The sequence below is a fragment of the Paraglaciecola polaris LMG 21857 genome, from assembly GCF_000315055.1.
Classification (GTDB): Bacteria; Pseudomonadota; Gammaproteobacteria; order Enterobacterales; family Alteromonadaceae; genus Paraglaciecola; species Paraglaciecola polaris.
The window spans coordinates 165,645-184,081 of sequence record NZ_BAER01000044.1 but is presented as its reverse complement, the minus strand read 5'-3'; the positions used below and the strand labels follow the sequence as shown (position 1 = coordinate 184,081).

General features: G+C 43.2%; 17 protein-coding genes and 1 pseudogene. 9 read left to right on the top strand and 9 right to left on the bottom strand.

Annotated elements, in window-relative coordinates; translation table 11 throughout:
- Positions 1 to 21: 21 nt before the first annotated feature.
- The 6 genes from GPLA_RS09035 to GPLA_RS09010 all read right to left on the bottom strand — a co-directional run bounded on the left by GPLA_RS09035 (position 22) and on the right by GPLA_RS09010 (position 7,953).
- Positions 22 to 1,884, bottom strand: coding sequence for a protein kinase domain-containing protein (locus GPLA_RS09035; RefSeq protein WP_007104576.1), 1,863 nt, complete (start codon positions 1,882 to 1,884; stop codon positions 22 to 24).
- Between the two features lie 29 nt (positions 1,885 to 1,913).
- A complete protein-coding gene (locus GPLA_RS09030; protein ID WP_007104575.1) occupies positions 1,914 to 2,795 on the bottom strand; it encodes a 23S rRNA (adenine(2030)-N(6))-methyltransferase RlmJ in 882 nt (293 codons plus the stop codon).
- A gap of 175 nt (positions 2,796 to 2,970) precedes the next feature.
- The gene (locus tag GPLA_RS09025; RefSeq protein WP_007104574.1) at positions 2,971 to 4,587 is read right to left on the bottom strand and encodes a dihydrolipoyllysine-residue acetyltransferase; all 1,617 of its coding nucleotides are present in this window, start codon (positions 4,585 to 4,587) and stop codon (positions 2,971 to 2,973) included.
- Positions 4,588 to 4,612: 25 nt separating this feature from the next.
- A complete protein-coding gene (locus tag GPLA_RS09020) occupies positions 4,613 to 5,590 on the bottom strand; it encodes an alpha-ketoacid dehydrogenase subunit beta (RefSeq protein WP_007104573.1) in 978 nt (325 codons plus the stop codon).
- The gene (locus tag GPLA_RS09015; protein WP_040514274.1) at positions 5,583 to 6,779 is read right to left on the bottom strand and encodes a thiamine pyrophosphate-dependent dehydrogenase E1 component subunit alpha; all 1,197 of its coding nucleotides are present in this window, start codon (positions 6,777 to 6,779) and stop codon (positions 5,583 to 5,585) included. Before GPLA_RS09015 ends, GPLA_RS09020 begins: the two co-directional genes overlap by 8 nt.
- A gap of 379 nt (positions 6,780 to 7,158) precedes the next feature.
- Positions 7,159 to 7,953 (bottom strand): DUF2189 domain-containing protein, encoded by a 795-nt coding sequence (locus tag GPLA_RS09010; RefSeq protein WP_007104571.1) that lies wholly within the window; start codon positions 7,951 to 7,953, stop codon positions 7,159 to 7,161.
- Between the two features lie 297 nt (positions 7,954 to 8,250).
- On the opposite strand from GPLA_RS09010, the gene GPLA_RS09005 reads away from it, so the two are divergent.
- The 8 genes and pseudogenes from GPLA_RS09005 (at position 8,251) to GPLA_RS08970 (ending at position 15,205) form a co-directional block, all read left to right on the top strand.
- Positions 8,251 to 9,471, top strand: a complete 1,221-nt coding sequence (locus GPLA_RS09005) for a pyridoxal phosphate-dependent aminotransferase (protein WP_007104570.1) — start codon at positions 8,251 to 8,253, stop codon at positions 9,469 to 9,471.
- 6 nt (positions 9,472 to 9,477) lie between these two features.
- On the top strand, positions 9,478 to 10,089 hold the full coding sequence (gene yfbR, locus GPLA_RS09000; protein WP_007104569.1) for a 5'-deoxynucleotidase: 612 nt from the start codon (positions 9,478 to 9,480) through the stop codon (positions 10,087 to 10,089).
- Positions 10,090 to 10,212: 123 nt separating this feature from the next.
- The gene (locus GPLA_RS08995) at positions 10,213 to 10,980 is read left to right on the top strand and encodes a ThuA domain-containing protein (protein ID WP_007104568.1); all 768 of its coding nucleotides are present in this window, start codon (positions 10,213 to 10,215) and stop codon (positions 10,978 to 10,980) included.
- 21 nt (positions 10,981 to 11,001) lie between these two features.
- A pseudogene (locus GPLA_RS08990) lies at positions 11,002 to 12,364 on the top strand (anti-phage deoxyguanosine triphosphatase).
- A gap of 89 nt (positions 12,365 to 12,453) precedes the next feature.
- On the top strand, positions 12,454 to 13,452 hold the full coding sequence (gene msrP / locus GPLA_RS08985) for a protein-methionine-sulfoxide reductase catalytic subunit MsrP (RefSeq protein ID WP_007104567.1): 999 nt from the start codon (positions 12,454 to 12,456) through the stop codon (positions 13,450 to 13,452).
- Positions 13,452 to 14,099, top strand: a complete 648-nt coding sequence (msrQ, locus tag GPLA_RS08980; RefSeq protein ID WP_007104566.1) for a protein-methionine-sulfoxide reductase heme-binding subunit MsrQ — start codon at positions 13,452 to 13,454, stop codon at positions 14,097 to 14,099. Before msrP ends, msrQ begins: the two co-directional genes overlap by 1 nt.
- A gap of 67 nt (positions 14,100 to 14,166) precedes the next feature.
- Positions 14,167 to 14,550, top strand: coding sequence for a hypothetical protein (locus tag GPLA_RS08975; RefSeq protein ID WP_007104565.1), 384 nt, complete (start codon positions 14,167 to 14,169; stop codon positions 14,548 to 14,550).
- Between the two features lie 178 nt (positions 14,551 to 14,728).
- Positions 14,729 to 15,205, top strand: a complete 477-nt coding sequence (locus GPLA_RS08970; protein WP_007104564.1) for a YchJ family protein — start codon at positions 14,729 to 14,731, stop codon at positions 15,203 to 15,205.
- A gap of 92 nt (positions 15,206 to 15,297) precedes the next feature.
- On the opposite strand, the gene GPLA_RS08965 is transcribed toward GPLA_RS08970, so the two are convergent.
- A complete protein-coding gene (locus tag GPLA_RS08965) occupies positions 15,298 to 15,534 on the bottom strand; it encodes a hypothetical protein (RefSeq protein ID WP_083882028.1) in 237 nt (78 codons plus the stop codon).
- Positions 15,535 to 15,702: 168 nt separating this feature from the next.
- On the opposite strand from GPLA_RS08965, the gene fabA reads away from it, so the two are divergent.
- Complete coding sequence (gene fabA / locus GPLA_RS08960; protein ID WP_007104562.1) at positions 15,703 to 16,221, top strand: 3-hydroxyacyl-[acyl-carrier-protein] dehydratase FabA; 519 nt, start codon at positions 15,703 to 15,705, stop codon at positions 16,219 to 16,221.
- Between the two features lie 73 nt (positions 16,222 to 16,294).
- Here the strand turns inward: fabA and rmf are convergent, their stop codons facing one another.
- Together rmf and GPLA_RS08950 are read right to left on the bottom strand one after the other, a co-directional pair.
- Positions 16,295 to 16,468, bottom strand: a complete 174-nt coding sequence (gene rmf, locus GPLA_RS08955; RefSeq protein WP_040514273.1) for a ribosome modulation factor — start codon at positions 16,466 to 16,468, stop codon at positions 16,295 to 16,297.
- Between the two features lie 263 nt (positions 16,469 to 16,731).
- Positions 16,732 to 18,429: a DUF3466 family protein gene (locus GPLA_RS08950; protein ID WP_007104561.1), complete on the bottom strand. Its 1,698-nt coding sequence runs from the start codon at positions 18,427 to 18,429 to the stop codon at positions 16,732 to 16,734.
- Positions 18,430 to 18,437: the final 8 nt, after the last annotated feature.

Genomic DNA, 18,437 nt, shown 5'->3' with positions numbered 1-18,437 from the left:
AAGGTATTAATCTATGTAATGCTATTGGATGTTAGTCGTATTTGCGACCCGCACTTCATTCGGGTTTCTTGGATAAAATTTATCAGGTAAATGCGCTTGATGCTCGAAAAACCGCGTATCTTTGTATGGTAGTTTCATAAAACCTGACATACCTACCCCTTTTATTGTTGGAACTAAATGAATAATTCTACTCAGTAACGCCTTAAACTCATCAACCGCTGAATGATCTAATAACGTATAATAACTATGGATTTTCAGATGATTTGGCAAGGCCTCAAATATAATACAGCCAGTATGATGGATAGTGTTTAGTTGATGAATTATCGACATTAACTCACTAGGCAAGGTCAATAGTTCGTCTGGGTCAGCACCATCCTCAAAATAAGAATGCATACGACTTTCATCTTCCTGAATTGATATTTTATTGAGTTCATAGGGAATATGCATATCAGCTGCGGGGATAAACGGCGAGTCATCATTATCTCGCTCTATATGCAGAGTATCCCTAGCGTTGAACATACAACTTTTGAACACACCAACACGGTGAATCGAGCGAGCTAAAGTGACAATATTATTAACTGTTGCATCAAAGGAGCCCTTTAAGCCGGGGTCATAAATATTCAGACTTGAATCGATATATACACCTTGCGGGGTCCAGCGTACAGCTAAGCCTCCTACTACTGGGTATTTCCCGAGTCGACTGACCTCTGAAATGAATGCCTTTTCAGTTTCGCCCATACCTTGTAGGTAATTTTTATAATAGCGCTCGAACTGCTCGTCGTTGAGATAACGTAGTTCTTCTGTGCTCTGATCCGCTTCGGCCCGTAAAAAAGACTTACGGGAGCTGTACACGACTGTATCGATCTCACGTGCCTTCTGATGACACCAACCTGGTATTAACGGTGCTGCAAGATGAGGGTCTTGTTGACTGAAAACCAAATTACGCAGGTAATGAATGTTATTCAGTAAATAGTCTCCGCCCTTAGCACGGACTTGTCCATCCTCGCTAAGCATAGCGGTCAGAATTTCACCGAGCATTTTAGGCAGTCCCAAAGCGTTAGGCCGAATAACTTGTGCACCGAATCGGCTCGACTGACCCGAAGCCAATGCATATAACGTACTCGCGAGTCCTTGTTCGTCAAAGCGTGGTGAAGACAGGTTGCCGTTTAATTGCTCAGGCCCGATAAAATATACGTCACCTAATCGAGCGTTGGTTTGCTGCATATCACTGGACATTAAATCCATGACATCATTTGCCAAGTAATTCCCCTGCTCATCAAGTTGGGCAAAGACTGACGAGCCCCAATCGATTAAGCCAATTTCTTCAGTGTGCGGATCAAATACAATATTTGAAGGCTTAATATCACCGTGTACTATGGGTTTAGTCTGACCGTTTTCGGTAAAGGCACGCAAAGTTTGTAAAATATCACTTAACTGAACGGCAATTTTCACTACCAGCCGGGGCGAAAGTGGACCATATTCCAAGGATATTTTTTCTAAGTCTTTGCCTTTTGCTCGCTGCATCACAAGTATGGATTGCTTTTTAATACGTTGATATTCAATCAATGCAGGCACATGTGGATGCACCACGTGACTTAGCATATAAGCTTCTTCTTCAAGTCTGTCTTGCACATGTTGCGGTAAATTAGCCCGGGAGAACTTAAATACGTATTGCTTAGTCTTGTCTAATTGCGGCGTACCAGCAAAGGCAAATCCAAAGGCCCCTTTGCCAATCAACTCGATATCCCGATAGCCTAAACGTTCAAGTTGTTCGGTACACAACTTAAACCACGCTTTTAGCTTTTGTGCATCCTTGTGGGATAACAAATAGATGGATTGTTCATCCGGGATATAAAAATGTTTGAGATCAGTTTGAGGAACCATATCTACGATTGCTACCTAAAATTTGGACATTACGCTTCTTCCACCAGCCACTTAACCAGATTTGTCGCTTTTTTATTTTGCGCCATCAATGGGGTTAATTCACTCAAACATGCCCGGAGCTGGTCATCAAGTTGCCATGGCGCATTGATGATCGCCATACCCGAGCCATACATACCTGCAAATGTCTCTGGATCTTGCACGGCCAGCTCTACTTGCAATAAGTTTTTAAACCCTGCATTGCTAAGCGCTTCGAGCATGTTTTGGCTTTTATGATGTTTAGATGCGGCTCTTTCAAAGCTGTCGTTTGACTCATTTTCACGCTTAGCTAACAAAGGATACCAAATTGCGTAAATCCCTGAAGACCAACGTTTATAGGCTTTAGTGAGCGCATCAACAACATGGTGATAATCATCTGGAGTTTCATAAGAAGGATCGACTAATACCAAACCGCGCTTTAAATCAGGCGGGGTCATAGCAATTAAACCTTCGTAGCCGTCTCGGTGATGTACCGCTACGTTATGCCCTCGTATCTGACGCTTGAGGTTGATCACTTCTTGGTTGTTCCATTCCATCAAGTGCAATTTGTCTTGGTCACGCATTAACAAACGGGAAATTTCTGGAGATCCTGGATACTGGTGATTTTTTAAATAGCTCGATGTTAATTCTTGATAAGCCAAAAGGGCCGGCTCTGCTCCAGCGTAATCGGCTAGACGCGTAATACCTTGTTTGAATTCATAGGTTTTTTGCGCTTGTTCAGACGACAGATCATATAAACCCGCACCACTGTGGGTATCGATATAGGTAAAACCTTTATCTTTACATTTTAACTTATCGATGATCAACATCTGACAAATATGCTTTAACACATCTGCGTGATTACCTGCATGGTAGCCGTGGCGATAACTAAACAACTGGTGGACTCCTTGGATTCATCAAAAACGGAAACGGCTTGATTAGCCTATAATCGGCTAGTTTACCTGTACCTCTGGGGGATAAGCAAAAACAGATCAAAAATAAACCCGCAAAATGCGGGCGTATATAGTCGTCAATTAAACTGGCAACCAGTGCCTATGGCTCATCAATGGCCTAGCGTAAATTGCTGAGCATCGTCATTGGCTGTTCGAGATAAGATTTCCACAGATTATTAAAGCGCACCATAGTTGCCCCGTCTATAATGCGGTGGTCCCCCGACCAACTTACATGCATAATATTGACTGGAACCACTTGATCCTTATCATCATAACGCGGCAAGCGCTGGATCTTACCCAATGCAACAATCGCGGCCTCTGGATGATTAATCACAGGAGTGGCAACTGTCCCACCTAGCACACCAATATTCGAAATACTCACCGTTCCACCAGTCAGATCAGTTGCTTTTAAACGTCCCTGCCTAGCCTGTTCGATAAGCTCACTGGCACGGGTCGCTATCTCAAATATCGACATATCCTGTACGCCCTTGATATTGGGGACCATTAAACCTAATTTACCGTCTACCGCCATGCCAATGTTGTGATCATGGAAATACGTCAACTCAGTGCAATCGTCATTCACTTGACTATTAATGGTAGGAAACGCTTTTAACGCCATAGACAGCGCCTTGATAAAAAACGGCATAAAACTCAATTTAACGCCTTGCTCAGCAAAATCCTCTTTCAGCTGTGCACGCAGCGCCATTAATGCATCCATTTGGATTTCTTCGCTGACCGTAAAATGTGGGATAGTCGATACACTGTGGACCATCTGCTTTGCCATAGCCGCTTTCATGCCACTGATACGCTCCACGGTCGTCGCTCCCTGACCAGTGGCTCGAGCAACTTTCTGATTAACGCTAGCATCCGTAGCAATCTCACCAGTTGTATGACTAGAGCTCGTTTCTGACGCCAAATCGCATTTTAGAATACGTCCCTTTTCACCAGAGCCTTGCACCTTAGATAAATCAATATCCTTTTCTCTGGCGACACGGCGCACCGCTGGGCTGGCCAATACTTTGTGTTTGTTGGCAGTAAAATCATTGGATTTTTCGTTCACCTTACCCACGTCATTTTGACTCACGTTACTATCGGTATTACCAGCCCCCCCCCCGTCTTTGTCGACTCCGGCGTTATCCTCACCGGCAATATGCATGGTAAAAAGGGCAGAATGCACCTTGGCAATATCCCCTTGTTGATAACACAAGCTGACTATCGTACCGCTGTGTTTAGCAGGGATTTCCACTAAGGCTTTGTCAGTCATGACCTCGACCACGGGTTGGTCTTCCTCAATAGTATCGCCCTCATTAACAAGCCACTTAACCAATTCGCACTCAACAATCCCCTCACCAATATCAGGTAAAATAAAGGTTTCGAGCACAGTCGCACCAACTGACTGGTTGTTTGATGGCTCTGAAGCTACGGCTTTTTTGTTGCCGGTTTCAGTATCAACGTTAATCTGGGCGCTGTTTTCGCTCTTTTCTGCTGCGCTTGGCTCACCTTCTATTTCCATTGCAAATAGTGGCTGGTGCACCTTGGCGACTTCTCCGGCTTTATAATAAAGCTTTTTCACTTGACCGCTATACATAGCAGGAATTTGTACCGTCGCTTTGTCTGTCATGACTTCAGCCACAGGTTGATCTTCAACTATCGTGTCTCCTTCCGATACCAACCATTCCAGTAGTTCACATTCCACGATACCTTCACCAATATCTGGCAAAATAAAATCTTTCATTGCAACTTTTCCTCGATATTGATGATTAGAAGTTTACGCAGCGTTTAATGGCTTCGTAGGTCTTGAGATGATCTGGCATATATTCTTTTTCATGTGCCAGCGGATAAGGCGTGTCCAAGCCACATACACGGGTAATGGGAGATTCCAAATATAAAAAACAACGTTCCTGTACCGTGGCAGATATCTCACTTGCAAACCCACCGGTTTGCGGCGCTTCATGATTAACCAGTAGTCGACCGGTTTTTTTAACCGACGCACATACTGTTTCAGCATCCCAGGGTAAAATGCTGCGCAGATCGATGATTTCACAAGAAATACCATCTTTTTCAGCCATGGCAGCGGCTTTTTCAATCACTTCAATCTGCGCGCCCCATGCGAGTAACGTAATGTGATCTCCTTCTTTGACCACTTCAGCTTTGCCTAACGGCAATTCATAATCTTCCTCTGGTACCTCACCTACTGACGCCCGGTACAAACGTTTAGGCTCCATAAATAACACAGGGTTGTCGTCACGAATTGACGCCAGCAGTAAACCTTTCGCCTGGTAAGGATTACGCGGAATCACTACCTTCATACCAGGTATATGTGCAAAAAAGGCTTCTGGTGACTGAGAGTGATAAAGACCACCAGCAATTCCACCACCGTAAGGTGTGCGGATGGTCAACGTACCACAGGTGAATTGCCCTCCAGAACGATAACGAAACTTGGCGGTCTCATTCACAATCTGGTCAAAAGCAGGAAAAATGTAGTCACCAAATTGAATTTCAGCCACAGGGACTGAGCCATGGGACGCCAGCCCATTGGCAAAGCCAATGATCCCCTGCTCTGTTAAGGGAGTATTGAAACAGCGGGCTTTACCAAATTTCTGTTGTAAATTACTGGTTGCTCTAAATACGCCACCGAAATGCCCCACATCTTCACCAAACACCATGACCTTTTCATCATCTGTCATCGCGGTAATCAACGCACTGTTGATGGCTTGCAACATATTCATTTTAGTCATGGCGGATCCTCCCTGATGTTTTTGGGTACGCGTCAGGGTACTGACTAATATGTTGTTTCAATTGACTTAACTGCACCTGTAGATGCCATGGAGGCGTGTCGTAGACATCATTCACCAGATCGTCAATGTCACATATATCCACTTGTTCTGCTTTTTTCATCGCGGCTAATACCTCTTGACGCGTTTTCTCGATGAAATCCTTATGTTGGGCCTCATCTAACCAATTTTTGCTTTTCATCCAATTTTCAAAACGTTGAACGGGGTCTTTTTCTCGCCATTTTTGCTCTTCCTCTTTTGATCGATAGCCCGTTGGGTCATCAGAAGTGGAGTGTGCTGCAAGACGATAGGTCATCGCTTCTATTAATACCGGACAGTGCTCAGCAAGGGCTATCTCTCTGGCCTTCTGGGTGGCCAGATACACAGCCAATACATCATTGCCGTCTACCCTTATGGTTTTAATCCCGTAGCCAAGACCTCTAGAAGCAATCCCGTCACCGGAGAACTGTTCGCTAGCAGGGGTTGATATGGCATAGCCGTTATTGCGACAGAAGAAAATAACTGGGCAACTTAGCACCGAAGCCATATTCAGTCCGGCATGAAAATCACCTTCAGACGCGGCACCCTCGCCAAAATAACAAATGGTCAAGGCGTCATTTCCAGCCATCTTCTGGCCATAAGCATAACCGGCTGCTTGGGGGATTTGGGTACCTAACGGTGACGAAATCGTCATGAAGTTTAACGCTTTGTCGCCATAATGGATCGGCATTTGTCGACCTTTATTCGGATCAAGCTTATTGCTAAACATCTGATTCATGAATTGTTCTGTGCGGTAACCACGATAAGCCAGAGTCCCTTGCTCTCGGTATTGGGACATGATCATGTCATGCTCACTAAGAGCAGCAGCACTGCCGACGGTTGAGGCCTCTTCGCCGCTGCAGGCCAAGTAAAAGCTTATTCGACCTTGGCGCTGCGCACCGACCATGCGTTCATCAAGCACACGAATATAGTGCATAGTTTGGAAGATTTTTTGTGCGGTAGCCTTGCTTATATCTGGCATGTCGGCATTATCGTGCACCGAACCGTCGGGTCGTAAAATTTGTAACATTGGAATGTCTACAGTGCCTTTATCGATGATATTGACCCTATGACTAATTCCAACATCGCAGAGATGATTTCTATCTTTCACCATGAACCCTCTTAAACGTACTTTAACACCGTCATTATTGACCATGTTTAAAAATTGTTATTCGAGTGTTAATGCTAGTGCAATTTATAGGATAAGACGTTTCCAAATTAGGAATAAATTTAACAAAAGAAAGAATACCCAACCTAATTAATCAAAGAAAACATGATGTTCATCCGCCTTTTTATTAGTAGCTTGTATTACATTGCTCAAAGACAAGTTAAGCCATCCTATTGGTATAGGCTAACGAATGAGATGGGTGGACACTAAGTGTCTGTATCCGTTAATTGATCGAGCGGTATAGACGTGTTGGTAACAAGAATAATCGCGCCGCTTCTGTTTGGATAGTTCACGAAGCGGCGGATAAAAGAAATGTCACTTTGGCTTAGGCGTATAAGCGTTTGCGCTTAACCTCAATACTGTCGATGTACCCGTGCCAAGTGGCATAACCGATGATAGGCATCAACAGTATAAAACCCAAAAATTGCGTGGCAAAACCTATCAATACTGCGATTAAAATAATACTGGCCCAAAACAACATGGGCAACTTATTGCTCCACACAGTGTTCATGCTTGTTAATACCGCAGTGGCTAAGTCAACTTTACGCTCCATAAGAATAGGCTGAGTGAAGGCACTGAGAAAAAAGACTAACAGAGTGAACCCCGCGCCTATTACCCCACCTAAGGCTAAAAAGGGTAATAGGTTTTGGTAATTTTCATCTAAATAAGGAGGATACAAAGCGTGGATCAATGAGGCAACACGCAGCCAAAATATCATCAATACCATTAATAAAATGCCCAAACCCCACTCGTTAACGGCATTACGTTTAACCGCTTTGATACTGTGCCACAAAGACGGTTTATGGCCTTTTTCCAGTTCCCAACTGATATCGTAAAGACCAGCGGCTAAAAACGGGCCTATCAACATAAAGCACACTATGGCAGGCATAATAACAAGATGCCAACCAGTCAGTTTGACTAAATAAGTAATGAGCCAAGGAATTGCGGCAAATACAATGCCAAAAAATAGCGTCAATATGGGGGCGCGCATGGCGTCTTGCACACCTAATTTTAACCAATTTATCGGATCTGACATAGAAAGCTCCCGACAAGGAATAACTCTGGCGATCTGGCTATCCGTAATGGCATTTTGCGGGGCATTTTTAAACGACTGTGACATAAGCGAGGAACTCCAAACAAAATTAAAATTTATCGTCTGTTTTGTCTACTGCTCTTTAAGACTAATCCTATATATCAAACTTGTCAGGTAAAAAATGGTTCTTACATCCAGTTCCGTTACCTGCCAGCTGAGCTTTTCCAAGGGTATTGAGTCATTACCGGATGTCAGCTTCATGCCCGTCGACAACCCAGTGTGTCGGCCAATACTGAAAATAATGGATAAACGTAGAATTATGCTTAACATCCCCTAGCCCACTGTATTACTCTTGCCGGTACCTTCCGTTAGTTACCTTATCCCATGCGCACTTTTAATAAATCAAAAAAACTCGATAACGTCTGTTATGACATTCGCGGCCCTATTTTAGCGCAAGCGCAAAAAATGGAAGATGAAGGCCATAGCATATTAAAGCTCAATATAGGTAACCCCGCGCCGTTTGGATTCGAAGCGCCGGACGACATACTAAAAGACGTGATCCATCATTTGCCTAAATCTCAGGGCTATTCAGATTCAAAGGGTATTTACCCCGCTCGTGTTGCTGTCATGCAGTATTACCAGCAACACAATATCAAGCATGTCGAAGTAAATGACATATACATAGGTAATGGCGTAAGTGAGCTTATCGTCATGGCGATGCAAGCCCTACTAGACGACGGTGATGAAGTCTTGCTGCCGAGCCCAGATTATCCACTTTGGACCGCCTCAGTGAGTCTATCGTCAGGGAAACCAGTGCATTATCGTTGCGATGAAAATGCAAGCTGGGAGCCCGATATACAAGACATCAGGCAAAAGATCACGCCTAAAACCAAAGCTATCGTCTTGATTAATCCCAATAACCCGACTGGCGCTGTGTATAGCAAAGCATTATTGCTTAACGTCATTGATATAGCCCGTGAACACGGTTTGATGGTCTTCAGTGATGAAATTTACGACAAAATTCTATACCAAGGCGCACAACATCAATGCATTGCAGCTTTAGCTGAGGATATATTCTTCGTTACCCTTGGGGGCTTATCAAAGAACTACCGAGTCGCGGGTTTCCGTGCTGGTTGGCTCGTCGTCAGCGGGCACAAAGCTCTTGCCACCAATTACATAGATGGCCTGAACATGTTGTCATCTATGCGCATGTGCGCCAATGTGCCGAGTCAACACGCCATACAAACCGCACTTGGTGGTTACCAAAGCATTAACGATCTTATTGCTGACGGTGGACGCTTGAAACAACAACGTGATTTAGCTTCCAGCATGCTAAATCAGATTGACGGACTTGAATGTGTGGTGCCAAACGGTGCTATGTACTGTTTTGTTAAGGTTGACGCTGAAAAATTCAATATTCACAGCGATGAGCAAATGATTTTAGATTTGCTGCGCAGTGAAAAAGTATTGCTGGTACACGGTAATGCCTTCAATTTACGCCAAGGGTGCTATTTCCGATTGGTATTTTTACCCCATGTTGATGTATTACGTCCGGCAATTGAACGAATTGCTAATTTCTTTAAACATTATCGTCAGGCTGATTAATTTATTATGAGTACCCCACAGAAAAGTCATTTTTTCGCCCATTTATCGCGTATGAAACTCATCAACCGCTGGCCGCTAATGCGCAACGTACGAACAGAGAACGTGCAAGAACACAGTTTACAGGTTGCCATGGTTGCGCATTCTCTAGCGCTTATACGCAACAAGTATTTCAATGGCACGGTTAACCCGTACAAAATTGCCACCCAGGCGATGTTCCACGATGTATCAGAGGTATTGACGGGGGATTTACCCACCCCAGTGAAATACTACAATCCGGCGATTCAAGCAGAATACAAAAAAATTGAAAAAATAGCCGAACAAAAATTGATTGATATGGCTCCGATTGATTTTAAAGAGGATTACGCTGCGCTAATACAACATGAAGGGCAAGACGAGAGTGAAGCATTTATCATCAAGGCTGCTGATGTGATTTGCGCCTACCTTAAAACGTTGGAAGAACTTTCCGCTGGCAACCAAGAGTTTGGCCTGGCCAAAAAGCGGTTAGATAAAATACTAAAAGACTACCATTCTGAAGAGGTAGACTATTTTATGCGCGCCTATATGCCTAGCTTTAGCCTTAGTCTGGATGAAATCACCCAAGAGGAGCCAGAGCTTTAGCCATTCCAACCGAGCGGTTTTATTTACTCAATAAAATTCATTAACACATTATTAATTTACTGAATATCCATACCGTTCAGTTCACCTATTATAGCTGGCCAATTTACTATCGGATATCAAGCTATGAAAGCCATATCGCTTATATTTTGCGCCAGTCTATTAGGCATATCGTTTGTTACTAAAGCAGAACAATTTAACGTGTTGCTCTTCACTAAAACAGCTGGTTGGCATCACAAATCAATAAACGGCGCGGTACAAGCCATAGAGCAATTAGGCGACAGACATCATTTCGTAGTGGATTGGCAAGAAGATGCAACGCTAATTAACGATGATAATCTAAAGAAATATCATGTTGTTATGTTTTTACTCACGTCCGGAGATGTGTTAAACCCTGAGCAACAATCAGCCCTTAAACGCTTTGTTCAATCCGGTAAAGGGTTTGTGGGTATCCACAGTGCCGCAGACACCGAAAAAGACTGGCCTTGGTTTAATCGCCTTGTGGGTCATGTATTCACCATCCACCCACAAATACAAACGGCCCAATTAAATGTAATATCCCGAGAATTCCCGGGGTTGGCGTATTTCCCTGATGCGCAGCTATGGACCGATGAATGGTACGAATTCGGACCTGCCCGTGTAAATGGCTTAAATTACATATTGTCAGTTGATGAAAATAGCTATGATTATCACGCTCAGTGGGCAGACAATATTGCCAAGGGTATGGGCGAATTTCATCCAATCGCCTGGTATCATCACTTCGACGGTGGACGCGCTTTTTACACCGCGCTAGGGCATAAACCTATTACCTATCAGAATAATGCATTTTTACAGCACATATATGGTGGTATATATTGGGCAGCAACAGGTGAAGGAATTTCACTTACTAAATAACGCTCTAAGGTAAACAAGCCCATGCAACAAAGCTCGATGTGGTCGGCACGACATTTTTCTCAACAAGTCCAGCGGGATGGCGATCAACGTTCCCCTTTCCAACGGGACAAGGCCCGTATTCTGCATTCGGCGGCCTTTAGGCGATTACAAGCCAAAACACAGGTTTTAGGTGTTGGAATGAGCGACTTTTATCGAACACGCCTTACTCACTCTTTAGAGGCATCGCAAATCGGCCAAGGAATTGCGGCCCATCTGCGCCGAAAACATCCCCAACTAACAGAAACACTTGGCTTAAATGACACTTTGATTGAAGCATTATGTTTAGCCCACGATATAGGCCATCCGCCTTTTGGTCATGGAGGCGAAACTGCTTTGCATTACATGATGCGAGACCACGGTGGGTTTGAAGGAAATGGGCAGACATTTAGGATTGTGACTAAACTCGAGCCCTATACACCATGCCACGGAATGAATCTTAGCCGTCGTACTTTACTTGGACTGGTCAAATACCCTAACTTCATTGCGCCTTTGACCCCGTACCCCCCCAACTACAGCAGACAATAGCCAGCCATCCCAACACACATCACACCGTAAAATTAAGGCGGCGGATTGGGTGCCTCCAAAGGGTTTGTATGAATGTGATAAGAGTATGTTCGACTGGTTAATACAACCTCTATCAGCTGAGGATCAAGCCTTATTTTGTCAAATAGAACCCAGCACCTCAGCGCTAAAACACCATAAGACGAGATTCAAATCGTTTGATTGTTCAATCATGGAGCTGGCAGATGATATCGCTTACGGCATACATGATTTAGAAGATGCCATCGTCATGGGGATCGTTAATTTGCAGCAATTTGAAGAGCAAATAGTCGAGCCAATAGAAGCGCTTAGCGAAACATGGCTAGCTGGGCATATTTCCATGTTGGCCAAAAAGTTGTTCAGCAAACATCACCATGAACGTAAAGATGCCATTGGCGCCTTGGTGAATAGTTTTATTACTCATATTGATATTCAAAAATGTACTGCTGACTTCCATCATGATTTACTCAAATATAACGCCGTCTTCCCTGCGGAATTCGAACAAGCCCTCTCTATTTTTAAGCAGTTTGTATATCAACGGGTGATCTGTAAGCCGGAAATTCAATTACTTGGTTATAAAGGTCAACAAGTGGTTATGGCGTTATTTGAAACCTTTGCATCAGATCCTGAGCGCTTGTTACCAGAGAATACCCGTGAACGTTGGCGAAAAGCAGAAAGTGAGCACAATGGGATGCGAATTATCAGTGATTATATCGCAGGCATGACAGATGAATTTGCTTCACGACTGTACGCCAACCTCTTTATACCAAAGAGTGGAGCCAGTCCAGATAGCATCGGACTTTAGCCAACAATTAAAAAACAATTGAAATTTTTGCTCTTAATTCGTTGTCCTTAGTAGTAATCAGTAAGGTATTTAACAAAATTAAGGCCAGCATGTTAATCAACGTACTCAAAACGAGCGACGCAAACGAAAAGCAAGTCACTGACGAAACGGTATATAACCAACGTCGTGACATCCTTAAATCCATGGGATTCATAGGGGCATCAGCCCTGCTCACCAGTAACTCCGCTCAAGCAGGGTTTTTCAGCAGCGATGACAAAGAAACCTTTAAAACCCGTGCCCTTGATTATGCACCCGCTAATCAGCTGCATAGCGAAGCGTTAACGCCTGAAGAAAAAATCATAACCCACAATAACTTTTATGAGTTTGGCACGGGTAAATCAGATCCAGTAGAGAACGCCCAACAGTTTGATGTTAATCCCTGGAGTCTGCGAGTTGAGGGATTAGCCGAAGATCCGTTTACGTTAGACTATGACGAGTTGTTTAAACAGTTCCCCCTTGAGGAGCGTATATATCGCATGCGCTGCGTTGAGGCTTGGTCCATGGTCGTGCCTTGGATCGGGTTTTCATTAGCGGCATTGCTTAAAAAGGCGAAACCCTTGAGCTCGGCAAAATATGTCGCATTTGAAACCTTATACGATCCAAAGCAAATGCCAGGGCAAAAAAGTCGTTTTGCTGGTGGCGGTATCGAATACCCCTACGTTGAAGGACTGCGTATTGATGAAGCAATGCATCCTCTTACACTGCTTTCTGTTGGCCTTTACGGTAAAACGTTACCGCCACAAAACGGTGCTCCTATTCGCTTAGTGGTTCCGTGGAAATATGGCTTCAAAAGTATTAAATCTATTACCCGTATTCGCCTGACCGATAAACGCCCGCCGACGACTTGGAATATTCTAGCGGCAAGTGAGTATGGTTTTTACGCCAATGTGAATCCTACCGTTGATCATCCACGTTGGAGTCAAGCAAGCGAGCGACGTATTAGCTCAGCCGGATTATTCTCACGTAACCGAATTGATACCAAGATGTTTAATGGTTACGACCAAGTTGCCTCTTTATATCAGGGCATGGACTTAAGAAAACACTTTTAATGTCAGTCGCTTATTCTTTTAAACTTAAACCTGCACATCTTCCTTGGTTAAAATTGAGCATTCATTTAGGGGCATTAATCCCCTTAGTGTTGACATATTATCAGGCATTCAGTGACCAATTAGGCGGTGATCCAGTCACGGCATTACTTCATTTTACTGGCTTAGGTGCATTTAAATTACTCCTGTTGTCACTGACTATCACTCCTCTTGCACGCACATTTAAACAAGGCTTGCTCATCAATGTACGACGACTGCTGGGTTTGTACAGTTTCGCCTATGCTTTCGCACATCTGGTGAGTTATGTTTTATTCGATTTGCAACTCGATTGGACATTACTGTTAAGTGAAATAATTAAGCGTCCCTACATAACGGTCGGTTTTGCAGCCTGGTTAATATTGTTCAGCCTCACTTTAACCTCGACTAAAAAAGCCCAACGTAGTTTAGGCCGGCGATGGCAAACCCTGCACAATTTTGTGTATTTGGCAGTGAGTCTAGTGGCATTGCACTTTTTATGGTCAGTTAAGTCAGGTTTAGCTGAGCCCCTGATTTATATGGTAATGAGTGCAGCTTTGCTGTTATACCGGCGAGATAAATTACAGCGACTAGTGACAAAGCGGATAAAAAATGGACAAAAATTAAAAAAATAACTTGCATGTGTTTTTATACAGTACTATTGTATTTGCAATCACTGTATAAATAAACAGGTAAAGACAAATGGCCAGCGTACATGCAATCACGACGTCTAAAATGAGTCACTTCGATAGTGTTTCGGTTTTTAATCAACAACGCTTACAGGCAATTCATAGTAGCGTAGCGCCAGCTAAGTGGTCTTATCTAATTGCTGATAATATTACCTTTACCCAGCCTTACAAACATTGCATCAAATTGCGAAAGCCCGCGCCTGAGCAGATGCTTATTTGGCTAGAAAAGTTAATTACCGCTGGTCAGTGTGCCAATATATTTGTTGAGCAGTTAACACTAGACGAAATGAGCCAGGTACGACTGACTCAGCTTTGTGTGATGCACAATGTGAATCTGGTTAGCGTAATGACCCATAGTCATACACGTGTGATTAAGGGTCCTTGGCTTAACGATTAATACTTAGTTTCTTTGACGATCCATTTTGGATGATGACGTCAGCTAAGCGTGTAATCGCGCAAAAATGAAAGCTTGATGAAGATCATGCCCGTTCTTTTATAGCCAACAGTGTATAATTCACCTATTAGTAGTGCATCTTTGCAGTAGGAAAGGCAATATTTATTGCTTATTTTAATACATGAATAAATCACTTTGCTTTTGTAATAGCGGACTTAGCTTCAGCCAATGCTGCCAACCTTATTTACAGGGGACTGCTCTTCCTGAGACACCTGAGCAACTTATGCGCTCTCGCTATAGTGCCTACGCAACTAAGCACTTTAAATACGTTCTAGATACCTATGCGCTCGTCAGGCGTAGCACTATAACCTTGCAAGACTTATCTCAAGGTAGCGATGAAACTCAGTGGCTAGGTTTAGATGTTATCAAAACACATTCAGATGAAGCCCATGAAGCAGCAGAGGTTGAATTTATTGCATATTACCGTGTGTGCAATATTATCTACAAAATGCATGAGCGCTCTACATTCTGTCGTGAAGAAAATACATGGCGCTATGATAAGGGCCTACTATTTGAAGACGGCGGGGTATACAAACCACAACGGAATGCGCTGTGCTTATGCGGTAGTGGCAAAAAATTTAAAAAGTGCTGCTTATAAAAGCGACATGGATAATGCGTCAACCAAGGGATACTTAACTTGACGCATATGGGCTTACGGCCTAAGTACACCCGCTTTCACTCAATTAGCAACTACTTCTCATTGTCTTTCAACCACTCGTTCAGCAGCTTTATTTGCCCACACTTATAGGCTGCGTAAGTTATGCGTAACGCATTAGATAGCAATTCACTGTCTGACCAGCCAGTCTTAGCCGATAATTCTTTGTAGCTTTCCATTCCTTGCTGCGACACATAGCCGCGAACCTGTTGCTTTCCAAGTTCTTTCTGCCGCTCTCTGAATCTGCGTTGCTTCTCTGCATTGGCAACCATTTTTGGATTTTTCATTACTGTGTCATTTTTCGCATGTAGAAAAGGGGGTAAATTCATGGTTATCATCCATTACTATGACAAAGATGTAAAATAATTCACTGTTCAGAGTTGTTTAGCGTACAAGTGTTCGCTAAATTACATCCTTTAAAATATTAGACTCGGAATACTATGACAATTAATCAAGGCAGTTTTACAAAAGAAGAATTATTAGCCTGCAGTCGAGGTGAGTTATTTGGCCCTGGTAACAGCCAACTACCGGCTCCAAACATGCTTATGATGGATCGCATTATCAATATATCTGAAGAAGGCGGAGAGTATGGCAAAGGTATCATAGTAGCAGAATTGGATATTTCCCCTGATTTATGGTTTTTTGATTGTCATTTTCCTGGCGATCCTGTGATGCCAGGTTGTTTAGGTTTAGACGCAATGTGGCAACTAGTGGGCTTCTTTTTAGGTTGGTGTGGCGGTCCTGGTAAAGGGCGAGCATTGGGTGTGGGAGAAGTTAAGTTTTCTGGTCAAATACTGCCTACGGCTAAAAAAGTCACCTATCGAATCAATATGAAACGAGTTATTAAGCGTAAGTTATTTATGGGTATTGGTGACGGTGAAGTGTCTGTTGATGGACGTGTAATCTATCAAGCTAAAGATCTCAAAGTTGGCTTGTTCCAAGACACCAGTAATTTTTAGATTCATCGAGTCGTTTTAGGTAACCAATATTTACCGACAAAAATAACGAAGCCCCGTAAGGGGCTATATTTACCTAGAGTTTGAGACCGAAATTTCGATCCCCCATGGCTTCTCGCCATCCTCCTAACCATTCTGAACGAGCCGTTGAAGCTTGGAATGGACATATTTCTTTAGATCTACCGGAAATGCCAGCGTGATACCCTTTTGAATGCGCTCTGGAAAGTTTGTCTCTCTTTTGTCTCTTCATTTAATCGAGTTTCCTTTATTACTTAGCTATGACCGTGCTTGAATTAAGCACGTGTATAGAGATAGTAGATCAGGCTTTTTGGTTCAATTATCTTTCTATACTAAGTGCATTAAATTAACCTAACATTATGATTTTACTTAACTAAATTCTATAAACAATATTCGAATATACAGCTCATTTTTTATTGTGTTTTGTAATATAAGAAGTATGTCGATCAAAAAAGCCCGCAATTAGCGGGCTTCAGGCAGGTGTGATTTATTACACTACTTATGTACGCGCCTGCGTATTGCCACCATCATCAAAACGACCAGAGAAAGAATACCAAACCCAGCTCCTTTACGGTCCGTGTTGACGACTTCAACATCATCGGGCGTAGTGTCTCCGCAATCATCTATTGTGCCACCAGGAATAGGTTGCAAGCGAACACTGATAATTTTATCGATAATCACCTCATCACCATTACTGTCGATAACGTTTTCACCTGAAATATTCTGTGCCGCAACACGCACCAGTGCAGACGCCGCAATCACACCATCATCATTGATACTTCCAGCATCAACCAAAGTATATGGAGCGTTGCATTGAATTAAATCATTCAAATTAGTGAATTCAGACGTATTCGTGTCATATAAAAAAGCTTGGCTGCGCCGCGCCGAGACACCGGTTTCTACTTCACCTTTACCCACCACTAGGCCAGAGTTATTGATGGCTTTTGCGACGCTAGAGGAACCTAAGAAGAAATCTTCCGGGAAGGTCGTCTCGTTTGTATTGATATCGTAAACAAAAAACTTAGAACGTGATATGCCATTAACCTGTTTCACGCCGGAGCCAACCACTAAGCCATTATTATTAATGTCTGTGGCCGTACTTGAGGTAAACGTTTGATCATCCGTAATACCGGTGACGGTATCACCATCAAAAACGGCAGCAAAGGTACGTATAAAGACAGTATCGCGATATTGATCTTGAGACTCCCCTACCGCTACACCGTTGTCGTTGATTGCCAACGCTTTACTTTCAAAATTTCTAATATCATCAGCTTCAGGGGTATATAACAAGCCAAGCTCTTTAGTGCTGATAATTTGGCCTTGGTTGTCTAGTTGCCAAATTGTTCCTCGTCGCTGAAAGCTCAACTCTAGTGCTTTCCCACTACTTGTACCGGTTGACGTTGCTATATTAATACGCCGTAAACACACTTCAGCGGGCTCATCACCACGCACATCATCATCGTTACAGTTATCTACTGCCAGCTGTAACGTAGTTGAATTTAGTTCGGCCGTACTGTAACCCACCACTTGATTGTTGTTATTTATATCGTACGCAGCGCTCAAGCCACCCGCTGTATCATCAATAGGAGGTAACTCAATGGTCGTATTATTCACTGTGGCAAATGCCCGGCTGTAAAAATCGTTCACCACATAGGTGATATCAGTGCCCGCTTCTTGCGTATAATCAAGGGTGTAGAAAACATCGAAGCTGCTACCAACTGTCGTACCTGCATCGTTCAATCCACGTACAAGGGTATCGTTACTGAAGGTATACTCATTTGTGTCCGTATCATTGACATCAAAGCCGGGTATAAAATCACTGCCATTGTTTGTCTCTAGATAAGCGTGACGATTAGCAATTTGCTGATTGGTTAAGCCTTCACGATTACCCGCAATCAATCTATATAAAAATGTATAATCTGCGTCGTTATAATTGCCAATTTTAGCCGCTTCTATATCCGTCAAACCATCGATAAGTGTTTGTGATTCAAAATTCAATAACGACGCGTCGATAGGCGGATTAAAAGGCGTAGCAACGTTGACGGAAATCTCGCCACTCGCATTGATATCAGAGGGGAATACATTCAAACCTTTATTGTTCGCTTCAAGCTCAACCACATTGTATTGAGCGGCATTAGCCATTGATATTGCCAATGCAGAAAATGCGAATGCTGCCAATCTAGTTTTATTCATTTAAAATC

Bases quoted from the DNA above. Each gene is read 5' to 3' on its own strand.
- GPLA_RS09035 (WP_007104576.1), bottom strand. From the start codon at position 1,884: ATGGTTCCTCAAACTGATCTCAAACATTTTTATATCCCGGATGAACAA.
- GPLA_RS09025 (WP_007104574.1), bottom strand. From the start codon at position 4,587: ATGAAAGATTTTATTTTGCCAGATATTGGTGAAGGTATCGTGGAATGT.
- GPLA_RS09020 (WP_007104573.1), bottom strand. From the start codon at position 5,590: ATGACTAAAATGAATATGTTGCAAGCCATCAACAGTGCGTTGATTACC.
- GPLA_RS09015 (WP_040514274.1), bottom strand. From the start codon at position 6,779: ATGGTGAAAGATAGAAATCATCTCTGCGATGTTGGAATTAGTCATAGG.
- GPLA_RS09010 (WP_007104571.1), bottom strand. From the start codon at position 7,953: ATGTCACAGTCGTTTAAAAATGCCCCGCAAAATGCCATTACGGATAGC.
- GPLA_RS09005 (WP_007104570.1), top strand. From the start codon at position 8,251: ATGCGCACTTTTAATAAATCAAAAAAACTCGATAACGTCTGTTATGAC.
- yfbR (WP_007104569.1), top strand. From the start codon at position 9,478: ATGAGTACCCCACAGAAAAGTCATTTTTTCGCCCATTTATCGCGTATG.
- GPLA_RS08995 (WP_007104568.1), top strand. From the start codon at position 10,213: ATGAAAGCCATATCGCTTATATTTTGCGCCAGTCTATTAGGCATATCG.
- msrP (WP_007104567.1), top strand. From the start codon at position 12,454: ATGTTAATCAACGTACTCAAAACGAGCGACGCAAACGAAAAGCAAGTC.
- msrQ (WP_007104566.1), top strand. From the start codon at position 13,452: ATGTCAGTCGCTTATTCTTTTAAACTTAAACCTGCACATCTTCCTTGG.
- GPLA_RS08975 (WP_007104565.1), top strand. From the start codon at position 14,167: ATGGCCAGCGTACATGCAATCACGACGTCTAAAATGAGTCACTTCGAT.
- GPLA_RS08970 (WP_007104564.1), top strand. From the start codon at position 14,729: ATGAATAAATCACTTTGCTTTTGTAATAGCGGACTTAGCTTCAGCCAA.
- GPLA_RS08965 (WP_083882028.1), bottom strand. From the start codon at position 15,534: ATGGTTGCCAATGCAGAGAAGCAACGCAGATTCAGAGAGCGGCAGAAA.
- fabA (WP_007104562.1), top strand. From the start codon at position 15,703: ATGACAATTAATCAAGGCAGTTTTACAAAAGAAGAATTATTAGCCTGC.
- rmf (WP_040514273.1), bottom strand. From the start codon at position 16,468: ATGAAGAGACAAAAGAGAGACAAACTTTCCAGAGCGCATTCAAAAGGG.
- GPLA_RS08950 (WP_007104561.1), bottom strand. From the start codon at position 18,429: ATGAATAAAACTAGATTGGCAGCATTCGCATTTTCTGCATTGGCAATA.